Raw genomic sequence first — 19,704 nt, forward strand, 5'->3', positions numbered from 1 at the left:
ATGGCTTTAGGGGGTATTCTGAAAAGAATTGAGAAAAATAAATGTATTATGATTTTTTGTCATTCGCTTGTTAATGGATTTAATTCTAAAAATTTTGAATACGTAAAATTGTAGGGTTGATTAGTCATATCAAAAGTTACTATTTTGCTATGCCACTTATAAAAGATTTCTGACCATTTATTTTTGATTTCCTTGTAAATTTTCAAACCAATTTTGGTAAATATCAGATTCGATTTTATTTCGGAGCTAATGGGATTATCAATCAACAGTAAATCGTTATAACATTTATTTAGATAAAAAGCGATTCTTCCGATCGCTTCATGTTGTTGTTTCTTTTCGAAAGCATTATTACTTATACAAGCATCAAGACATATAAAAGTGGTATAATAGGTGTATAGTGCATGAAAAACTATATGCACACTCCTTTTTTCAACAGGAATACCACTGGGTAAGTTTATGGTTTCAAGAATGGTAGTACTACTTATTTTTAAAAATTTAGTAATGTCATATGTTAAGGTATTAAAAATGACATGACCAGATTGATGTGCAATATCATCAATAAAAAAGACTTCATTGTAGTCATCCTGATAGGCATTAAAAAAGCAAATACCGTTCGCTGCGAATGTTGCAAATGAATTTCTTTTATAAGAATCAATATTAAAAATGACACATTTTGGAGCATACTCTTCAATTAATTCAAATTGCGTCGGGACGTTTGTTTTAATCAGATTATATTCTTTTGTTATATTTTCAATGTGGCGTTTAGATATTTCATGGATTTCAACATCTAAAGGTATTCCTTCGGAATCACAGTAAAAAGGTTTTAGCGAAGCAAGATTATATTTCAATAACTCTATTTTAGTGTTTTCAATATGGTAAATCGGTTCGTGTTTAAAATGAATCAGGCGATCATTTTTTGATAGTTTTAGCTCTTTTCCATGTAATTTTAAACGAGTTTTCTTATAAGAAGTATGTAGCCAGCCAACATTTGGAATATAAATTCTACCAAATTCATCAGTAGTGATCTCAATTTCCATGTTATTTTTTGCATAGCCAATAATGATATTCTCTAAAACTTGCTCCCTGTTTTTGACATACATAAATATAAAAGGATCGCAGTATATTGCTTCATCATTAAAATCGATCAAATCAAAAATGGATTGATTTTCTTTAAAGAGCAATATTTTTACCGAATTGATGAGCTCATAGGAATTCTCAATTAATAATGGTTTGATTATTTTATAGATAGAATTGTTCATGACTGCGTATGATTATTGCATTATCGAAATAATAATAAGATTGAGGTTCCCAGCAAGTTCATTACTATATGTGCCATTACACTATAAATAAAACCGAAGTATAACCGGATATAACTAAAAATAAAGCCGGCCATAAAATAAGGAAGCAATAATAACGGACTGAAAAAAAGAATTTCCCGGGTTATTTTAAAGTTTAGTAAGTGCAGATAACCAAAGGAGATCACACTGAAAATAACAAATAATCTCAAATGTCTTTTAAAAAAATAGTCAAAAAAAGGATCGTATTTTTTTAAGAATACAAAAGAGCAAATGAAAACCGTAACTCCTGATAAAATAGCCAACGTGTTTGGAATCCAATTATCGAATAAGATTTCAGATAAAATTAGTAGTATTAGAACGGATGTTAGCATACCCAAAAAGAAGGATAAATTAATGCGACTATATTTTAACCAAAGCCGAAAGAGAATTTCTTCCCGTACTGGAGCAATAATTGCAGGAAATAAAAAGAGCCATTTAAAACCATCTTCACATGTATAAGCCGAGTAAACATTTGGCAACAAGAATTCTATTAAGAGGGAACTAAATAGCAAAAAAACAAAGTTTAAAAGAAGTAAAATCAGTATGCCATTTATTTTATCTTTTATATCGTTTGAGACGTTAAATTCTTTTGAAGGAAATAAAACAAACCAAACCAAACAAAATATTTTAATGTAATCATATTGTTTTAAGATTATAGAATGTATAAAGACATACTGTTTTAAACCTTGAATGGAGTTTACAACTTAGGATGTTTGTCTAAAAATTCGCCCCATTCCCGGGCAGTTTTTCCAACCTTTCCCCAAATACCATGGCAATCCCATAAATTTTCCAAACCGCCATTTATATGTTTTAAAACGACATCGCTTTGTGTATTAAGAGCCATTTTTTTAAAAGTCTCTAAACTTGGATTTTGCTTGTGTTTACTCATTATTAGCTTATTTTAAAAGATTTCTATTGGTATTTGGGGTAGGCTATACCTGCATTTTGAAATACAAGGTAAAAGTGAGGAAGTATATAGGGACATGACAGTTTCTTAAAATTAAAACATTTTTGTGGTAGTAAAAGACAGAAAAATGATTAATACTCATTTTGAGTATATTTGCGTAGTTTTACACTACATTTACCACGGCTTTAGGGGTATTCTGAAAAGAATTGAGAGAGTCCCTTTGAACCTGATCCGGTTAACACCGGCGTAGGGAAAAGTTTAGCTTCTTTTTATTTGTCTTAATCGGGACAACTATTGCCGTTTTAGTATCCATTAAAACCGCCCGAACAATCGGAGTGGTACGCAATAGTAAATAGCATGAAAAAAAAATATACCTATCCGGTAGTCTTAACCATAGCCGGATTCGATGGAAGCGGTGGTGCCGGAATACAAGGCGACACGAATACAATTAACGCTCTGGGATGTTATCCAACCTCTGTGTTAACAGCATTACCGGTACAAAATACAGGTGGTGTAAAAGCCATTCACAGTATTCCGCCTGAAATTGTAGCCTTACAATTGCAAACGATACTGGAAGACATTCGTCCGGATGCAATCAAAATTGGAATGGTGCATACACAGGAACTCGTAGCCGTTATTGCGGCTATACTTCAACAATATCCGGATATTCCGGTGGTTTTCGATCCGGTAATGGTCGCAACCAGTGGGCATCGCCTGATCGAACCTGCGACAATCGACAAAATTGTATCGGAGCTTTTTCCATTGGCAACATTGATCACGCCCAATCTGGATGAGGCGGCTGTTTTAACCGGAAATGCAATTACTAATGTCGCGGAAATGTATCGGGCAGGAGCGATGATCATGCAGAAAGGTTGCCGGCATTTATTACTAAAAGGCGGGCATTTGCCTACCAATGAGCTGACTTCCCTTTTATGGGATCGACAAGGTGTAATAGTCACCTATACTTCCGAAAAAATTATGACAAACAACATGCATGGTTCCGGTTGTACTTTGTCGGCTGCTATTGCGGGTTATCTGGCGCTAGGAGAAAATTTATCCGACGCCGTTAGTCTGGCGCAACAGTATGTACATCGGGCAATAGCAGAAGGTGCCGATGTTGCGATAGGAAAGGGGAATGGTCCGTTAAATCATTTTTTTGAGCCGCAGCAAAGGGTTAAAAAAGAAAAACCTCGTTACAATAACGAGGCTTCTCCCAAATAACCAAAATAACAAATAAAAAATAAAAAGCTATTTACAATCAGTCTATTGGCTGATGTTTTTTACGGTTAAATACCCAAAATATAATCGGGAATACCAATAACGTCAGTACGGTAGCGGTCATCAATCCACCGATGATCACAATGGCCAGCGGTTTTTGCGATTCCGAACCAATTCCGGTTGATGTTGCTGCCGGTAATAATCCGATAGAAGCCATTAAGGCGGTCATCACTACCGGACGGGTTCTGATTTTTACCGCTTCCATGATCGACGTGTTGAGATCCATTTTTTCCTTAAGGTTCTTATGGAATTCGGATATCAGGATTACGCCGTTCTGAATACAGATTCCGAACAATGCGATAAAGCCAACTCCGGCCGAAATACCAAAATTAATTCCGGTAAGGTGTAAGGCAATAATACCACCAATCACGGCAAACGGAACGTTCGCTAATACGAGTAGGGAATCTTTTATATTTCCGAACATAATAAATAGTAACACAAAGATTCCGATCAAACTAATAGGTACTACCTGACTCAAACGTTGTGTGGCACGAACCTGATTTTCAAATTCACCGGTCCAACCGAAATGGTAACCGTTTGGAAGTTCCACGTTTTTATTGACAATCGCTTGTGCATCGGCAATAGTACTACCCAGGTCACGATCGCGGACCGAGAATTTAACAGCGATAAAACGCTTGGTATTATCACGGTAAATAAACGCTGGACCGGTAATCTTTTTTACAACGGCAATTTCTTTAAGCGGAATTTTAACCCCGTCGATTGTAGGAACCTTAAGTTCTCCCAAGTCTTTTTCGTCTTTTCGATATTCTTTGGTATAACGAACCCGAACGTCAAATTTCTTTTCACCTTCGTATTTCTGAGTAGCGGTTTTTCCACCAAAAGCCATTTCCAATACAGCTTGCGCATCGGCAAGGGTAACGCCATAAGCGGCCATTTTACCACGATCCAGGATTACGCTCACTTCCGGTTGTCCTACGTTTCGAAGGATTCCAACGTCTTTAATTCCGTCGATATCTTTAATTTGAGCGAGTACTTTTGCTGCCAGTTCATCCAGTTTATTCAGATCTTCACCATAAATTTTTACGGCATTGGATGCCTTAAATCCGGCAACGGCTTCGGCTACGTTATCGATAACCGGTTGGGAATAATTATAGGTAATCCCTTGAATCTGTTTTAATTTGGTATCCATTTGATCAATCAGCTCTTCCTGACTGATATTACGTTTCCATTCTTTTTTAGGATATAAATCCACCTGGAATTGCGCGAAACCGAAACCATTTGGATCCGTTCCGTCATTACTACGCCCGGTTTGCGAAAGTACCTGTTCCACTTCCGGGAAACTTCCCAGTATGGTTCGGATTTCGGCCGAGATTTTGTTACTTTCCGGTAGGGAAGTACTAATTGGCATTTCGGCAGTTACCCATAAGGCGCCTTCGTTTAACTGCGGCAGGAATTCGGTTCCTAAGAATTTCGCCGAAATAAAGGTAATGACCATAAAGGCAATGGAGACAAAAAGGGTTTTTTGTTTGTGTTTGAACGTGAAATTAAACGATTTTTCTACAATCCGATTCCAGAAATTTACAAACGGATTGTTCTTTTCTTTTACGTTTTTATTTAATAAGATGTGCGACAATACCGGAACCAGTGTCAGGGTAAAAATAAGCGCGCCTAATAATGCGAATCCAAGTGTATACGCTAACGGAGCAAACATTTTACCTTCAACTTTCTGGAAGGAGAAAATCGGAATCAAGGCGGTGATAATGATCAATTTGGAGAAGAAAATCGCTTTCCCCATTTCTGTACCGGTTTTTTTAATCACACTACCGATAGCCAGTTTATTATAGGCTTTCATTCCTTTTTTATGGGCGAGGTGATCGAGTGTCACAAAGATACCTTCGACCATTACGACGGCCCCGTCAATGATGATCCCGAAATCGACCGCACCGAGTGACAGTAGGTTGGCACTCATTCCTTTTAACTTCAAACACAGGAAGGCAAAAAGGAGCGATAGCGGGATAATGATGGCTACGGTTAACGTCGTTCGCCAGTCGGCCATAAAGAGGAATACGATCACGGTTACGAAAATGATTCCTTCAAACAGGTTGTGCATTACCGTAGCGGTCGTAAAGTTCATCAGATCGTCACGATCGTAAAACGTTACCATTTTGATGTCTTTTGGTAATACCGTTTCGTTGATCTCGTTGATCTTTTCTTTGATACTGGTTAATACCTCTTTTGGATTTTCTCCTTTTCGCATTACGATAATACCTTCTACAACATCACTGTTTTTATCCAGTCCGACCTGACCTACACGCGGGTAAGAGCTTTCGGCCACATCGGCCAGGTTCTTTACCAAAACCGGATTACCGCCGGCATCGGCTACGATGATATTCTGAATGTCTTCAATCGAACTCAGTAATCCTACACCACGAACCACGTAAGCCTGGCCGTTCTTTTCGATCACGTCGCCACCAACGTTCAGGTTACTTTTATTTACAGCGTCGAATACTTCCAACGGCGTAATATTATATTTGGACAAACGTCCCGGATCGACACTAATTTCATAGGTTTTTTCCTGTCCACCAAAGGCTACGATATCGGCTACACCCGGAACGGCACGTAACTGGCGATCGATTACCCAGTTTTGATAGGTTAGGAGGTCGCGGGTATCCCGATCTTTACTTTTTAAGACATAACGGAATACTTCCCCGGTTGGGCCATAAGGCGGCTGCACATCCGGATCGACACCATCGGGTAACGAAACGGTTCGCAGCTGGTTATTGACCTGCTGACGGGCAAAAAAGTCGTCGACATCATCTTCGAAAATAATTTTGATCACCGAAAGACCAAACATGGTAATACTTCGAACGCTCGTCTTTTTCTGAACGGAATTCATCGCAATCTCGATAGGAGTCGTTACAAAACGTTCAATTTCTTCGGCACTTCGACCGTTCCATTCGGTCACAATAATGATCTGTGTATTCGTTACATCGGGAAAGGCCTCGATGGGCATGTTTTTAAAGGCGACAAACCCGGAAATGGCGAGAATACCGACCCAGAAAAACGTAAATGCTTTATTCTTGAGGGAAAAAGCAATAATATTTCGGATAAATTTATTCATAACTATTCATTTAGGGCGCCGTACACTAACAACTGATTTTGTGTCATTACTTTTTCTCCTTCGTTGATTCCGCTTGAAATATAAGCCGTTTCACCAACCTGACGGAAGACTTCCACTTGTCGGGCTTCGATATTGTTACGGTCTTTATAGACGATCACAAAATTTTTGCTTTTGTCGAAAATCACTGCCGAAGCCGGAACGGCCAACATTTTCTTTTCACTTTCCACATAGGATATTTTGATCGAAGCACGCATTTCCGGTTTTAAAACATACTCTGGGTTATTAAGTTTGATCAACACTTTCATGGCTTTGGTATCCGGATCGATGATATTAAAGATCTTATCCACTTTTCCGTTAAAAACCTTATCCGGGTAACTTAACGTGGTTACGGCGGCATTTTCGCCCAGTTTGATCTGGTTGATATCCGTTTCGGTGACATTGGCGATAGCCCAAACATCGTTGATCTCGGCGATATCGAAAATATTGTCGCTTCGGTCGTTACGCAGCAACATGTTTTCGTTGATGTCTTTCTGGATGATAAAACCACTCAACGGAGAACGTACTTCATAAATAGCGCCCGATTTGATGTTGTAAATTTTATAGGTTTCCTGAATACGTTGTAATTGCGATTTGGCCTTATCGTAGTTGCTTTTGGCTTCCAGTACATCGCGTTCGGCATTTAATTTTCCTTCGAATAATTCCTGAGCCACTTTAAGGTTGTTTTTGGCTACGATCACATCGTTTTTGGCATCGTCCAGTTCTTTTTCAAAATCGGCTACTTCCGTACTTCGGATGGTTGCCAGCAATTGCCCTTTTTTAACGTAATCGCCCAATTCAACATATACTTTAGCTACGCTACCACCAACAACGGGGAATACCTCAATGGTCTTGTTGTTGTCGGTTGTGATTTTTCCGTAATAATTCAGTTCGTTGCGAAGCGGTTCTAAAATCACCGGAGCGGTTTTGGTCGTTTGCAGCATTTTATTGCTCAGCACAAAAGTTTCTTTTATTTCCGCTTTTTTTTCTTTGTCCTGACACGAAATTAAGGCCAGTAGCGACAGACAGGTTATTATTGGATATTTCATATTAGAAGATAGTTGAATTGGTGATATGATTGATTTGTTCTCCGGACAGGATGAGTTGTTTGCGCATTTCGTTTAACTGAAGCGTACTTTGGTTATAGCTTTCCATAAAATCGGTAAATTCCAACAGGGAAATATTACGACGCTGAAAGTTCATTAATACGCCTTTGTAAACCAGGTCGAGATTTTCGTTTATGGATTTCGACAGGGACGTATATTCTTTTTTCTGTTCCTTCCAGATCGAAAGCGAGCTGTTTACCTGTGTTTTTAATTCGAGCGTTTTTTGATCTTTATTGACTTTCGACTGACCCAATTCGGCTTCGGCAATTTTAATATTTCCTTTATTTCGATTCCATAATGGTAATGGAATTCCCAGGGTAAAGTTTACCTCATTTTTAAAGGCACCACCCACCTGATCGTAGGCCAGACCGGCTGTGACATCCGGAACCGATAATGATTTTTGAAGTTTTACAGCCAATTCCTGGTTTTCAACCTGTTTTAGAACACTCAGGTATTCCGGATTTTTCTCCTTAGCGATGTTAAACAATTCACTTTCGGCATATTTCGGACTATTGAAAGTTAGCATTAGTTCACTTTCATCGGCCGATGGCGTTAGTTCTTCGTCAATACCGGTCAGAATATTTAATTTTTGTTTGTTTTCGGTAATGTCTTTTTGGATGGCAATGCGATCGTTTTTAAGATTTAGTAATAAGGATTGTAGGCGCACCACATCTTTTAAAGGAACATTACCTTTATCGGCCTGTACTTCGTAGGATTCCAGAAGGCTTTGGATTTGTGCTGTTTGCGATTCGATACTGGCAATTTTCTTCTGATCGAAAAAAACGGCATAAAAGCTTTGCCGCAGTTCGTGTTTCAGATCCTGCATTAATTCTTCAAATTGTAATTCGGCCAGTGCCACATTGGATTTTGCGAGTTTGATCTCGTTACGTTTTTTACCGCCAATATGAATCAACTGATCTATAGCAACGGCTTTTTGTCCGTTTTTGCCCACGTCGAAATACCGTTTGTCTTCCGGGTTTAAGGCGTTAAGCGCTAATGACATATTAGGGTGATCCCAAATTCGGGCTTGGATAACAGCTGCCTGTGCCGCGGTAATGTTGTATTGTTCGGCCAGTAACTGGAAGTTGTTTTTCTGCATAGCATCTTCACAGTCTTTTAGCGTAATGCTTTTTTGTGAAAAGGCCAATTGGAAAAACAGCAGTGATAGTACAAAAGGAGCTACTTTCATCTATAATGAGTTTAATTTGTTACAAAGATGTGGGCAGTAACCTTAAAACAGCCTTAAAGCCGACCTTAAAAAAAGCTTAAAAAGGTATAGATGAATCGGAAAAAGGTGTTTTAAACCGGGAAAGTAAGCGTGAATTCGTGTTGTTCGGAAGCATCTTCATAGGCATAAGCTAATTTTGCTTTATGCAAATCAAGAATACGTTTGGCGATACGAAGCCCCAAACCGGAACCTTGAATTTTTTGATTTTTGGTACCACGAACAAACGAGTTGAAAATTTTCTTTTCTTCTTCTGGGGAAAGTTTCTCTCCTTTATTGATCAATCGAATCTGAATATTCCCCGTTGGATTGTCTTCAATGATCACATTTACTTTACGGTCGTACGAATAAAGATAAGCATTTTTAAAAAGATTGGCAAAAACGATCTCTAATAATGAGGTTATCCCTTTGATTTCCAGATCAGATTCGGTATTTTCGATTTCAAAGTTCATTTGAAAGTCCGGGAAGTTTTTAATCGTTTTTTCATAAACCTGAAAAATGATTTCGTCAATGCGCACTTGTTGGAAATTGACGCCAAAATTGGACGCATTGATTTGTGCCAGTAGTAATAACGAGTTGATCAAATCGGATATCTGATTGACATCCTTGCTCATATTGTTCAGATAATTCAGTGTATTCTCGTTATGACCGCCTTGTTGTATCAGATTTTCCAGCTGTAAGGTCAGCCGACTAATGGGTGTACGCAATTCATGAGAAGCATTCGACGTAAACTCTTTTTGCGCCAGATAGGAGCGTTCGATACGCAATAGCATCTGATTAAAGGCTTTGGAAAGCAAATTGATCTCATCTGATTTAGACGATTCGATGATTTGCGTATTTAATTTGTTAATCGAAATACTGGTGATGATCTTTTGGAAATTATCAAGTGGCTCCAATGATTTTCGAATCAGAAAATACGTGGTAACCCATACCAGTGTGGTCCCGATAAAAAACGATAGGATCAGAATCTGGTATAAAAATTCCAGTTTACTCATCCCGGATTTGTCTTCGGCGGCAATAATGATATAATAATCGGTATTGTTATAAATGTGAAAAACACCTAATACATCTTTCTCTTTTTCGATCGTATAAACCCTTTTGTGCTTTTTTATTTTTTGCAGAAAATTGACATCCCATTTTACAGAAGCGTCGTCGATACTGCTATAAATCAGTTTGTAATTGCTGTCAAAAATCAGTGTTTTTTCATTGTAAAGCTTATTAATTGTATTTTGATCGATAAGCTTTAAAATCTGATTATCTACATCTTTTACTTCAAGTAATAGTTTAGTAGTAGTTAAGGCTTTTTCTTCGAGACGCTCCATAAATTCTTCTTTCCGGAAGGTCGAAAATGAGATATAGATAAATATAGCCGATATCCCGTAGATTACGGAAAACGCAATACTGACATTCACGGCGATACGTCTCTTTAACGTCATCTTATTCGTCTTTTAGATAATACCCAAAACCCGGTCGGGTATGAATGAGTTTATTCTCGTGGTTTTTATCGATTTTTTTTCGAAGGAAATTGATATATACCTCAATAGTATTCAGGTTGGTGTCAAAATGAGAGTCCCAAATCTGCTCTGAGATGGTTTGTTTGGAAAGCGTCCGACCTTTGGCTTTGGCCAGTAATAACAACAACTGGTATTCCTTTTGTGTCAGTTCCACAACAGTACCGGCTCGTTTTACAGTCATCGAAGTGGGGGCAATTTCAAGGTCGTCAATTACGATTACTTTTTCTTCGTTTTGCGGTGTAGTACTACGTCGTAACAGGGCCAAAACCCGAATCAGTAGTTCTTCCAGATGAAACGGTTTTACCAGATAATCGTCGGCGCCCAATTGGAACGCATCCATTTTGTCGTTCAGATCGCCATAAGCGCTGATCATCAGGATAGGTGTCGTCTGATCGGTTTCCCGAATCTGACTGCATACATCCAGTCCGTTGATTTTTGGTACGTTAATATCCAGTAGGTAAATGTTGTATTGTCCGGAGCGCAATTGGCGGAAAAAGACTTCTCCGTCGAATACGCAATCACATGCAATGTCCTTTGTTTTTAAAAAGTCACTGATTTCTTTTGAGAGTACTAAGTCGTCTTCCAGTAGCAGAATTTTAATCATTTGATGGCGGCTGTCAGATAAGAATAGTAAAAGTAGGAAAGTTATACGATTCTAAAAAATAAAGCCCGGAATAAAGTGTTATGTATTTGTTCCGCATAGCTGCACAATCATTTTGCACAGTTGCTTGGGTTCAAATGGCTTGATGATGATGCCGTTCATATCCGCAGCATATACTTGTTCGGAAATTTCCTGTTTATCGAAAGCGGTTAGCGCAATAACCGGAATGGTGATTCCCAGTTCACGGATACGTTTGGTGGTTTCAAAACCGTTGATAGCCGGCATATTTATGTCCATTAATACCACATCGAAGGTTTCTTTTTGCAAAAGATCCAGAGCGTTGAAACCGTTATCGACAATGACATTCGGGAAATTATTGTCGTCCAGGATTTTTTTGGTCACAATCTGATTGATCTTATTATCCTCGACAACCAATACGCGGTAGTTTTGTTCCAAAGCGTATTCCACTTCGAGATTGTCGGTATAATATTTGATTTGCTTCGGATCCGAATCAAAGCCAATAACAACCGTCATCGTCGTTCCAACGTTTTCTTTACTTTTAATGCTGATTTCCCCGTTAAAAAGGGTAACCAGTTGTTTTACAATTGGAAGTCCGAGACCGGTTCCCTGATAGTCGTCTTCTTTGCGTTCGATCTGGACAAATTTTTCAAAAACCTTTTCCTGATCTTCTTCGGCTATACCAATCCCATTATCGATTACTTCAAATTTGATATAATAAATCGTACCTTCAATTTTTTCAATTTGCGCGGTGATTTTAACACGGCCTTTATGCGTGAATTTAAGCGCATTTCCGATCAGGTTCATAAAAATCTGAGACAAACGCACCCGATCGCCAATCAATAGGGGGGGGATATCTTCGTCTACTTCAAGTAGCAATCGGTTTTTGTTTTTTTCAGCCAGAAACATCAAACTGTCGGTTACCAGATGTAAGTCCTCGATAATGTTAAAAGCCGAATTTTCCAGTTTGATTTTATTTTCATCAATCTTATACACCTGTAAAATATCGTTTACCAACGACAATAAATATTTGGCTGAAAATTTTAAGGATTTCAGATAGGAACTTTCCGAAAGCTCTTTGTGCTCATCGGTAATAATATCGGTGATTCCCACCACGCCATAGAGTGGTGTACGCAATTCATGACTAATAGTGGAAATAAACTGCGATTTGAGTTGGGAAACCTCTTCAGCCTGATCTTTGGCTTCTTTTAATTGTTTATTGGCAATTTTAAGCTCGTTGTTGATCTTTTTACGGATTTCATTATTCTTGTATAACGAAAAGAGAAATAACAACAGAAAGATAAGCGTAATGATAAACAACACCACAATAATGCGCGATTGCTGTAAACTTCTGGCTTGAAGTTGTTTTTCGCTTTCAATTTGCGACACAAGTCTTTTGTATTCGTCCAGTTCAATCTGACTACCGGCTTTTTTTACTTCGTTGATGCGCTCTTCGTTATAAATCTGCTCTTTTGTAGCCGTATACTTTTCAAGATAAAAATAGGCATTTTCAAAATCTTTGATCTTAAAATAATACTGAGAAAACTCTTTGTAGAGATCACAGGCATTGGTTTGCAGGAATTCCACCTTGTTTTTTTTGCAAAGCTCCAGCGCGGTTTTGTAAAAAGCTTCTGCTTTTACAAAATTGTTGGAATGGGTGTAATAGGAGCCTAACAACGAATTAAGGGATATCTGGGCTTCCAATGCGTTGCCTTTCTGGATCTGTTTTTCCAGTCCGACCAGGTACTTGAATCCTTCTTCGTATTTTTTGATTTCGAAATAGGCACTGGCGATATTCAACCGCGTATAGATGATTTCGGTGCTATCCTTTAATTTTTCGGAATAATAGAGTCCGATTTTATAATGTTCGATTCCTTTTTCAAAATCGAGTTTATGGTAACAGTAAGCGCTGGCCAGATTGTTGTGCAGCCAGTCTTTTATGGTATCGTTATTGGTTTGATTGGCGTAGCGAAGTCCTTTTTCATAATACTGCACTGCTTTTTTAAAATCGGAAAATTCCTCATGGTTAAGCCCGATAATGTTATAAGCTTTAGCAATCAGTACTTTATCGTTAATCTGGTAGGCTTCGTTGAGAGCGTTTTTGGCGGCGATAAGCGATTTTTCACATTCCAGATTTAACATATGATTGCTTGCCTTAGCGATCATTTTAGAAATCTCTTTTCGGGTCATCTCTTCTGTTTGGGCAAAAGCAAACTGAGAAGACAACAGCACTAATAGAAATGTACGTAATGGCTTATTAGTCATTGATCACTTAAAAAACTACTGTTATAATTACACAGATCGGTATTTTGTTAAAAATCGTAATTATTTGGCATAACAATATTAGTACAAAAATACTATAAAGAGAATGTTTTGAGAATTAAATTGTTCTCATTATGTGAGAATTAATTTTTTCTCACTTTTTTTAAGACTAAAATTGTTTTTTGTTAAAAAGTTTTTAAATGTTTATATTGAACTGCTATTATTTAAAAAAAATTAACAGTTTTATTTTAATTTAAGTAGTTATTCGATTTGTGATTATTTGTCTTTATGTCAATATGTAGGGAAAAAGATAAAATATAATGACATAAATTGAATAAAACTGTTTTTTTTCGGACTAGGATTGGGAATGTAAATTAGAATAAAAAGGATAGTGGAGCAAAATGTACTCATTTTGGATGCATTGATTACGGGATGATGCTATAACAAATAAAAAAATCCTGTATTTTATACAGGATTTTAACGAAATGTTATTGAGGATATTAGTATTTCCCGCTGAGTAATTCGCCTCCGATTGCTGCTTTGGCTTCCAGACCTAATTTTTTCATCATCTCGTAGGTGGTACAAACGGCCGCCGAAGTAACCGGAATTCCGGTTTCTTTTTGAATTTGATCAATAGCTTCGAGTGAAGGCATTTGTACACAGGCCGAAGCAACGATAACATCTACACCGTTCAGATTAAGTCTTTTGTATATTTCCAAAAGATTCATCGGATCCTGAGCCGCAACTTCAAGATTGTCTGGTATTTCCAATGCAATGGAATCGACCACTTCAAAGCCTTGATGTTCGATATAATCCACCACCATATCGGTTAGCGGTCGCATATAGGGAGTGATTATGGCGACTTTTTTGGCACCGAGTACTTTTAATCCGTTGATCAAAGCTCCGGCACTGGTGACAATTGGCGTAGGGAAGTTGTTTTGTACGGTTTCCTGATGTAGGTTTACTTCCGAAACACAGTGGTACCCACGACCCATGCTCATAATCGCAACCAAACAGGCATAGCCCATTACGTCGACATGGGCGTCGGATAATTCCTGAGCGCATTTCAGACTCATGGCGTCCATGGCTTCCAATTCTTCTTTGGTTACTTTTTTCATTCGCATCCGACTGGAATGGAAAGTGAAACGCTCCGGTAAGAGGGTTTCACGAGAATGGAAAATAGCCGGAATTTCGGTTTCCATCGTTACGTTGGAACTGGGTACAATCTGGCCGATTCTGTATTTTTTCATTATATAAAAAGATTCTTGTTTTTTAATTTAATTCTTTGATAGTGTTTGTTATAGTTCCAATATTTTCAACTGTTGCTTTAACAACGTCACCATCCCACATCCATTCCTGAGGTGCTCTTCCGGCGCCTACACCAGCCGGTGTTCCGGTGGCAATAATATCGCCCGGTTCGAGGGTGAAAACCGTACTTAAATCTTCAATCAGATCGTTAATGTTGAAGAGCATAAATTTGGTATTCGAGCTTTGTTTTTCAACGCCATTTAGGGTTAAGGAAAGGTTTAGATTATGCGGATCCGGAATTTCATCTTTGGTGACTAAAACCGGTCCCATTGGTGCAAAGGTGTCCTGACCTTTCGAAACGATCCATTGTCCGGATCGACGACAATCCCGCGCACTGATATCGTTGATCACCGTATAACCGAAAACATGATCCAAGGCTTCTTCTTTGGGAACGTATTTGCCTTTTTTTCCGATGATCACCGCTAATTCCACTTCCCAGTCCAATTGCTGTGTTAATTTCGGATTGTGGATGATATACTCATCGGTTCCGATAACGGCCGTTGGTGGCTTTGAAAAGATAACCGGTTGTTGTGGTAATTCATTTGAAGTGTCCAGCGTACGGGCGCTTTCGGCCACGTGTTCGGTATAATTAAGACCAATTCCGAAGATGTTTTTACGTGGCTTTGGAATCGGAGCCAAAAACGTTACATTCGATAAGGGGTAGTAGCAATTGCTTTTTTCTTCGTCCGTTAAACTGTCGATTAATTGCTGAATGCGTTGTACCTCATCCAATCCGGCATCGATCAAGTCGAGCATGGTTAACGGCAAGGTTTCTTGTTTGATTTTGGCAACATCTTCCAGGTCAATCATATGGTTGTCCTGAACAACTCCCAAACGGGGAGTAGTATGGTTAATTCTGTAGGTAGCGAGTTTCATTTATAAATTATTTACTATTTGGTATCCGTTATTATCGGGGTAGGCTTGTTCCTGATAGAGTCCTAATGATTTGATCACTGGAAGATCGTTAAACGAAAATAAGCAGGCGTCTTCGGTTTCGGAAAGATTTACATGTTCGTGGTAAACCCATGAGGGTACACAAAAGATATCCCGTTCTTTCCAGTCGTATCGTTTTCCACCAATAATGGAATAACCCTTGCCTTTGGCGCATTGGTAGATGATCGATCCGGTGTGTTTATGGGCTTTGGTGTGTTCGCCGGCGCGTAACAATTGTATGGACGCCCCCATGGTTTGCATAACCGGTCCACCGGTGAGTGGATTGGTGTAGTCCATGATGATTCCGTCGTAAGGTGATCCTTCGTTGACTTTTGCGGCTTCCAGTAAGGCCGGATAAACCGATGTCCACGAATATTTAAAAAGGGGTGAATAGGGTTTATCCCAAACGGTATCGGCCGGAATCATTCCTGCTCCGCCATAGGTTAACGGGGAATAATTTAGGGGTGCGTCGAGTGGCTGCTTACCGTCAAAAACGGCATAGTCGTTGGCTTCTAAAGCATTTACTAGCGGAATATCCAATCCGTCCTGCCAGATACAGGTTTTTCCGTTTTCCTCCACACCGTGTTCGTGCCAGGTGGAATTTGGAGTGATCACAAAATCGTTGACTTCCAGCATGATTTTATTACCGTCAACTATGGTATAACCACCGGAGCCTTCCATAATAAAACGAAGTGCCGATGCTTTGTGTCGGTGTGCCGAAGTGCTTTCTCCGGGACGGGTGACTTGTATTCCGGTGTACAGCCATCCTACGGCCGCACTTACGTCTTTGCGTTTGTCATTTACCAGATAGACCACACGACGTCCGGCTTGTTCGGGGGTTACGAGTTCGGATGATTTTAAGACCAGTTCGCGCAGATTTTCGTATTTCCAAAGCATCGGAACGGAAGAGGTTCGCGGTTCCCAGGGTTCGATATCATTGGCTACGGTCCATAAGGCACCGGCGCCAAGTGCTTCCAGTTCTTTATAATAGGCTTCGAGTTCCGGGGTGTCTTTTACCCGAGCTCGCCCGATAACGTCATCATTAAATTGATCTTCCATGGTTATTTTGCGTTAAACGCTTCGTGTGAATTAATAAAGGTGATTTTTCGGGTAGGAGCGGTGTTTACGCGTAAATCGAAAATATCAAAACGGTTATAATGTCCCAAAATGTCGTGCATTTGTTTGGGCTGAATGCATTTTTCTAAGTCGATTTCAGCATAAACAATCCCTTCATCGTCTATAATCGGTTCGCCAATCAGCGCGCCATTCGGGCCAATAAAACCGGAAAAAGCAGAGTTTTTGCGGGTTAACAGGGTTTCGGCATCGGGAACATCTTCTTTTAAAATGTCCATGATTTCCTGTGAAATGGTCGAACAGGACACTATTGTAAATAGTTTTCCTTCGAAGGAATGTGCCGCTGCGCGAATTTTGATCGCTTCGGCCATATTGTAATCGGGTGGCGCAACCGGTAGCGAAATGTAATTCGCAATATGGATGAGTTCGCCTTGCGATAGTAGCGTAAACCGCGCTAATGTATTGGTGTTTTCGCCACAAGCCAGCGTTCCAATTGGACCGACTTTGGTCGGGTATACTTTTAAAGAGGAACCGTCACCGGAAGTCCAGGTTAGTTTTTCGGCCCATGTAGGCACCAATTTTCGGTGTTTACCAATCAACTGACCGGTATTGTCTATGATAAGATTGGTATTGTATATTTCACCGTAACTCGTACCACGTTCGTTAATACCGATTGCCACATGGATGTTGTTTTCCCGAGCCGCCTGTTCGATTCGTTTGATCTCCGGATCGTCTGCCGCAACGGAATTTTTATAGAGTCTTTCGTACCATTTGCTTCCCTGTACCGGAGTCATAATCCAGTTCCAGTACGGATAACCGGCGACGAATACTTCCGGAAAAGCGATTAATTCCGCACCGTTGGCGGCGGCTTCCCGGATAATCGAAATGGCTTTATCGACCGTTTTTTCTACATTTAGAAAAACCGGTGCCGTTTGAACGGTTGCCGCTTTAAACTTTGAAAATTCCATTTTAGTTTTAAGGTTTAATGGTTACAGCGTAACCAGTAGGTATTGGTTTATTTTGTGTTTCATATCGTCGTTAAAAGCCTCGGCTTTAATTCCGTCCCGGTTTGGATTAAAAGCGACATTGACCAGGGTAACTTCGCCTTCCAGACAGGTTGCTCCGGCTTCGTCTTCAAACCGGAAACCGCATAGGATGGAAGCGCCACCGAGATGTTTGACCCATAATTTCTTAGTGAGTGTTTCGCCTAATCGGGCGGCTTTTTTAAACTGTACTTTTAAATCGACGGTTGGGATACCGTTGGTTTCATGCATTTTCGAAAAAGGACGACCTAAGGCTTCTTCAAACCAGTCTTCCACAAGACAGTTGAGCATTTCGAGAAAACGGGGGTAAAAAACAATGCCGGCATAATCGACATGTTGAAAGCGTACTTTTTCGGTTTTTATAAAGATGTGATTCATTTTTTGGATAATAGGGGGTTAAAAACTTTCGGCGGTTGCCTTTTTCCAGAAAAACTGAAAGGCGGTTGGAAGGGTATTCTCATTCAGTAAACAACCTTTTTCAATTTCAGGGTACATTTCGTAATAGGTTTCGATTTTGGTTCCGCTCACACGGGCGCTGATCACAGTACGATCTACGTCGTCCGGGTGTTCAATTCCGGCAGAGGCCATTAATTCCATCGCACTTTTTACCGTTTCGTGCTGAAAACGGGCGACCCGTATACTTTTTTCTTCCGGAACCAATCCTTTTACCAGTTTTGGATCCTGAGTGGCCACACCGGTCGGACACGTATTCGCATGGCATTCCAATGCCTGAATACAACCGAGTGCAAACATCATCCCACGTGCCGAATTGCAGACATCGGCACCGATAGAAAGACATTTTATAATGTCAAAGCCGGTAATAACCTTACCACTGGCGATGATTTTAATTTCATTTTTGATACCAAAACCGTTTAAGCTATCGTAAACAAAGGCGAGTGCTTCGCGTAATGGCATTCCCACGTGGTCGGAATATTCCTGAGGTGCGGCACCGGTACCACCTTCGCCACCGTCTACGGTTATAAAATCGAAATAGGTTTGCGTTTGTACCATGGCTTTACAAATGGACAAAAACTCCGATTTGTTACCAATACAGATTTTCATACCGATTGGTTTTCCACCGGAACCTTTTCGCAGGAGTTTGATAAAATCCATTAATTCCAAAGGTGTGCTAAAAGCCGAATGTCTGGGAGGAGAGATAATATCCTGTCCTTTTTGAACCAATCGGATCGCTGCGATTTCGTCGGTGACTTTTTGTTTGGGTAAAATTCCGCCATGCCCGGGTTTCGCGCCTTGCGAGAATTTTATTTCAATCATTTTTACATTGTCCAATGTGGCTCTTTTGACAAACTCGTCGTACGAAAATCGTCCTTCATTATCACGACAACTAAAATAACCGGTACCGATGTTCCATACGATATCGCCTCCGTTTTCAAGATGATAGGGCGAAAGACCACCTTCGCCGGTGTTATGGTAGAAACCGCCTTGTTTGGCGCCGGAATTTAAAGCCAGAATCGCATTTTTACTCAGCGATCCGTAACTCATCGCACTGATATTAAAAAGACTCGCCATATAGGGTTTTTCACATTGGGAGGATCCGATTTTAATTTTCGGATTGGAGTCCACTTCCGAAAAAGGAATGGCTTTGATACTATGGTTGATCCATTTGTAGCCCGGTTCGTATACGTTTAATTGCGTTCCGAATGGCATCGAATCGGTTTCTTTTTTACTGCGTTGGTACACCAAGCTGCGTTGTAGTCGGTTAAAAGGTTTTCCTTCGGTATCGGTTTCGATAAAATACTGCCGCATTTCGGGTCCGATAGATTCCAAAAGATACCGCATACGTCCCAATAATGGAAAGTTGCGTTTGATGCTTTGTTTGGACTGGTACATATCGTGCAGTCCCATTAACACCAACGGGATAAAAATCAAAAGTAAAAAACTGAATTTCCAATTGACGTAAATCAGTATAGCCGTGATGGATAAAACGGTTATGCTAAAAACTACAAATGCTTTTCTCAT

General features: G+C 39.7%; 16 protein-coding genes and 1 riboswitch. Of the genes, 1 reads left to right on the top strand and 15 read right to left on the bottom strand.

Going from position 1 to position 19,704, the window contains the following annotated elements:
• Positions 1–59: 59 nt before the first annotated feature.
• The 3 genes from E6C50_RS01420 to E6C50_RS01430 form a co-directional block, all read right to left on the bottom strand.
• Positions 60–1,259, bottom strand: coding sequence for a hypothetical protein (locus E6C50_RS01420; protein WP_136401420.1), 1,200 nt, complete (start codon positions 1,257–1,259; stop codon positions 60–62).
• A gap of 20 nt (positions 1,260–1,279) precedes the next feature.
• Positions 1,280–1,954 (bottom strand): CPBP family glutamic-type intramembrane protease, encoded by a 675-nt coding sequence (locus E6C50_RS18060; protein ID WP_168732720.1) that lies wholly within the window; start codon positions 1,952–1,954, stop codon positions 1,280–1,282.
• An 80-nt stretch (positions 1,955–2,034) separates the two neighbouring features.
• Positions 2,035–2,226, bottom strand: coding sequence for a hypothetical protein (locus E6C50_RS01430; RefSeq protein ID WP_136401421.1), 192 nt, complete (start codon positions 2,224–2,226; stop codon positions 2,035–2,037).
• A 195-nt stretch (positions 2,227–2,421) separates the two neighbouring features.
• Positions 2,422–2,514, top strand: a riboswitch (TPP riboswitch).
• Between the two features lie 87 nt (positions 2,515–2,601).
• On the opposite strand from E6C50_RS01430, the gene thiD reads away from it, so the two are divergent.
• Complete coding sequence (thiD, locus tag E6C50_RS01435) at positions 2,602–3,465, top strand: bifunctional hydroxymethylpyrimidine kinase/phosphomethylpyrimidine kinase (protein ID WP_136401422.1); 864 nt, start codon at positions 2,602–2,604, stop codon at positions 3,463–3,465.
• Between the two features lie 37 nt (positions 3,466–3,502).
• On the opposite strand, the gene E6C50_RS01440 is transcribed toward thiD, so the two are convergent.
• The 12 genes from E6C50_RS01440 to E6C50_RS01495 form a co-directional block, all read right to left on the bottom strand.
• Entirely contained in the window at positions 3,503–6,604 is a 3,102-nt protein-coding gene (locus E6C50_RS01440) for an efflux RND transporter permease subunit (protein WP_136401423.1), read from the bottom strand.
• A gap of 2 nt (positions 6,605–6,606) precedes the next feature.
• Entirely contained in the window at positions 6,607–7,689 is a 1,083-nt protein-coding gene (locus E6C50_RS01445) for an efflux RND transporter periplasmic adaptor subunit (protein ID WP_136401424.1), read from the bottom strand.
• Position 7,690: 1 nt separating this feature from the next.
• Positions 7,691–8,935, bottom strand: coding sequence for a TolC family protein (locus E6C50_RS01450; RefSeq protein ID WP_136401425.1), 1,245 nt, complete (start codon positions 8,933–8,935; stop codon positions 7,691–7,693).
• Positions 8,936–9,045: 110 nt separating this feature from the next.
• Positions 9,046–10,407: a HAMP domain-containing sensor histidine kinase gene (locus tag E6C50_RS01455; RefSeq protein WP_136401426.1), complete on the bottom strand. Its 1,362-nt coding sequence runs from the start codon at positions 10,405–10,407 to the stop codon at positions 9,046–9,048.
• A 1-nt stretch (position 10,408) separates the two neighbouring features.
• Positions 10,409–11,089: a response regulator transcription factor gene (locus tag E6C50_RS01460; protein ID WP_230978932.1), complete on the bottom strand. Its 681-nt coding sequence runs from the start codon at positions 11,087–11,089 to the stop codon at positions 10,409–10,411.
• A gap of 78 nt (positions 11,090–11,167) precedes the next feature.
• A complete protein-coding gene (locus E6C50_RS01465) occupies positions 11,168–13,369 on the bottom strand; it encodes a tetratricopeptide repeat-containing hybrid sensor histidine kinase/response regulator (RefSeq protein ID WP_136401427.1) in 2,202 nt (733 codons plus the stop codon).
• A gap of 497 nt (positions 13,370–13,866) precedes the next feature.
• The gene (locus E6C50_RS01470) at positions 13,867–14,616 is read right to left on the bottom strand and encodes a maleate cis-trans isomerase family protein (RefSeq protein WP_136401428.1); all 750 of its coding nucleotides are present in this window, start codon (positions 14,614–14,616) and stop codon (positions 13,867–13,869) included.
• Positions 14,617–14,638: 22 nt separating this feature from the next.
• Positions 14,639–15,550: a fumarylacetoacetate hydrolase family protein gene (locus E6C50_RS01475; protein ID WP_136401429.1), complete on the bottom strand. Its 912-nt coding sequence runs from the start codon at positions 15,548–15,550 to the stop codon at positions 14,639–14,641.
• Positions 15,551–16,666 (bottom strand): cupin domain-containing protein, encoded by a 1,116-nt coding sequence (locus tag E6C50_RS01480; protein ID WP_136401430.1) that lies wholly within the window; start codon positions 16,664–16,666, stop codon positions 15,551–15,553.
• A 2-nt stretch (positions 16,667–16,668) separates the two neighbouring features.
• Positions 16,669–17,649 carry a carbon-nitrogen hydrolase family protein gene (locus E6C50_RS01485; RefSeq protein ID WP_136401431.1) on the bottom strand — a complete coding sequence of 327 codons (981 nt, stop codon included), beginning with the start codon at positions 17,647–17,649 and terminating at the stop codon, positions 16,669–16,671.
• A 21-nt stretch (positions 17,650–17,670) separates the two neighbouring features.
• On the bottom strand, positions 17,671–18,102 hold the full coding sequence (locus tag E6C50_RS01490; RefSeq protein ID WP_136401432.1) for an acyl-CoA thioesterase: 432 nt from the start codon (positions 18,100–18,102) through the stop codon (positions 17,671–17,673).
• Between the two features lie 18 nt (positions 18,103–18,120).
• Positions 18,121–19,704, bottom strand: coding sequence for an FMN-binding glutamate synthase family protein (locus tag E6C50_RS01495; RefSeq protein WP_136401433.1), 1,584 nt, complete (start codon positions 19,702–19,704; stop codon positions 18,121–18,123).

The organism is Flavobacterium supellecticarium (assembly GCF_004801375.1).
Lineage (GTDB): Bacteria > Bacteroidota > Bacteroidia > Flavobacteriales > Flavobacteriaceae > Flavobacterium > Flavobacterium supellecticarium.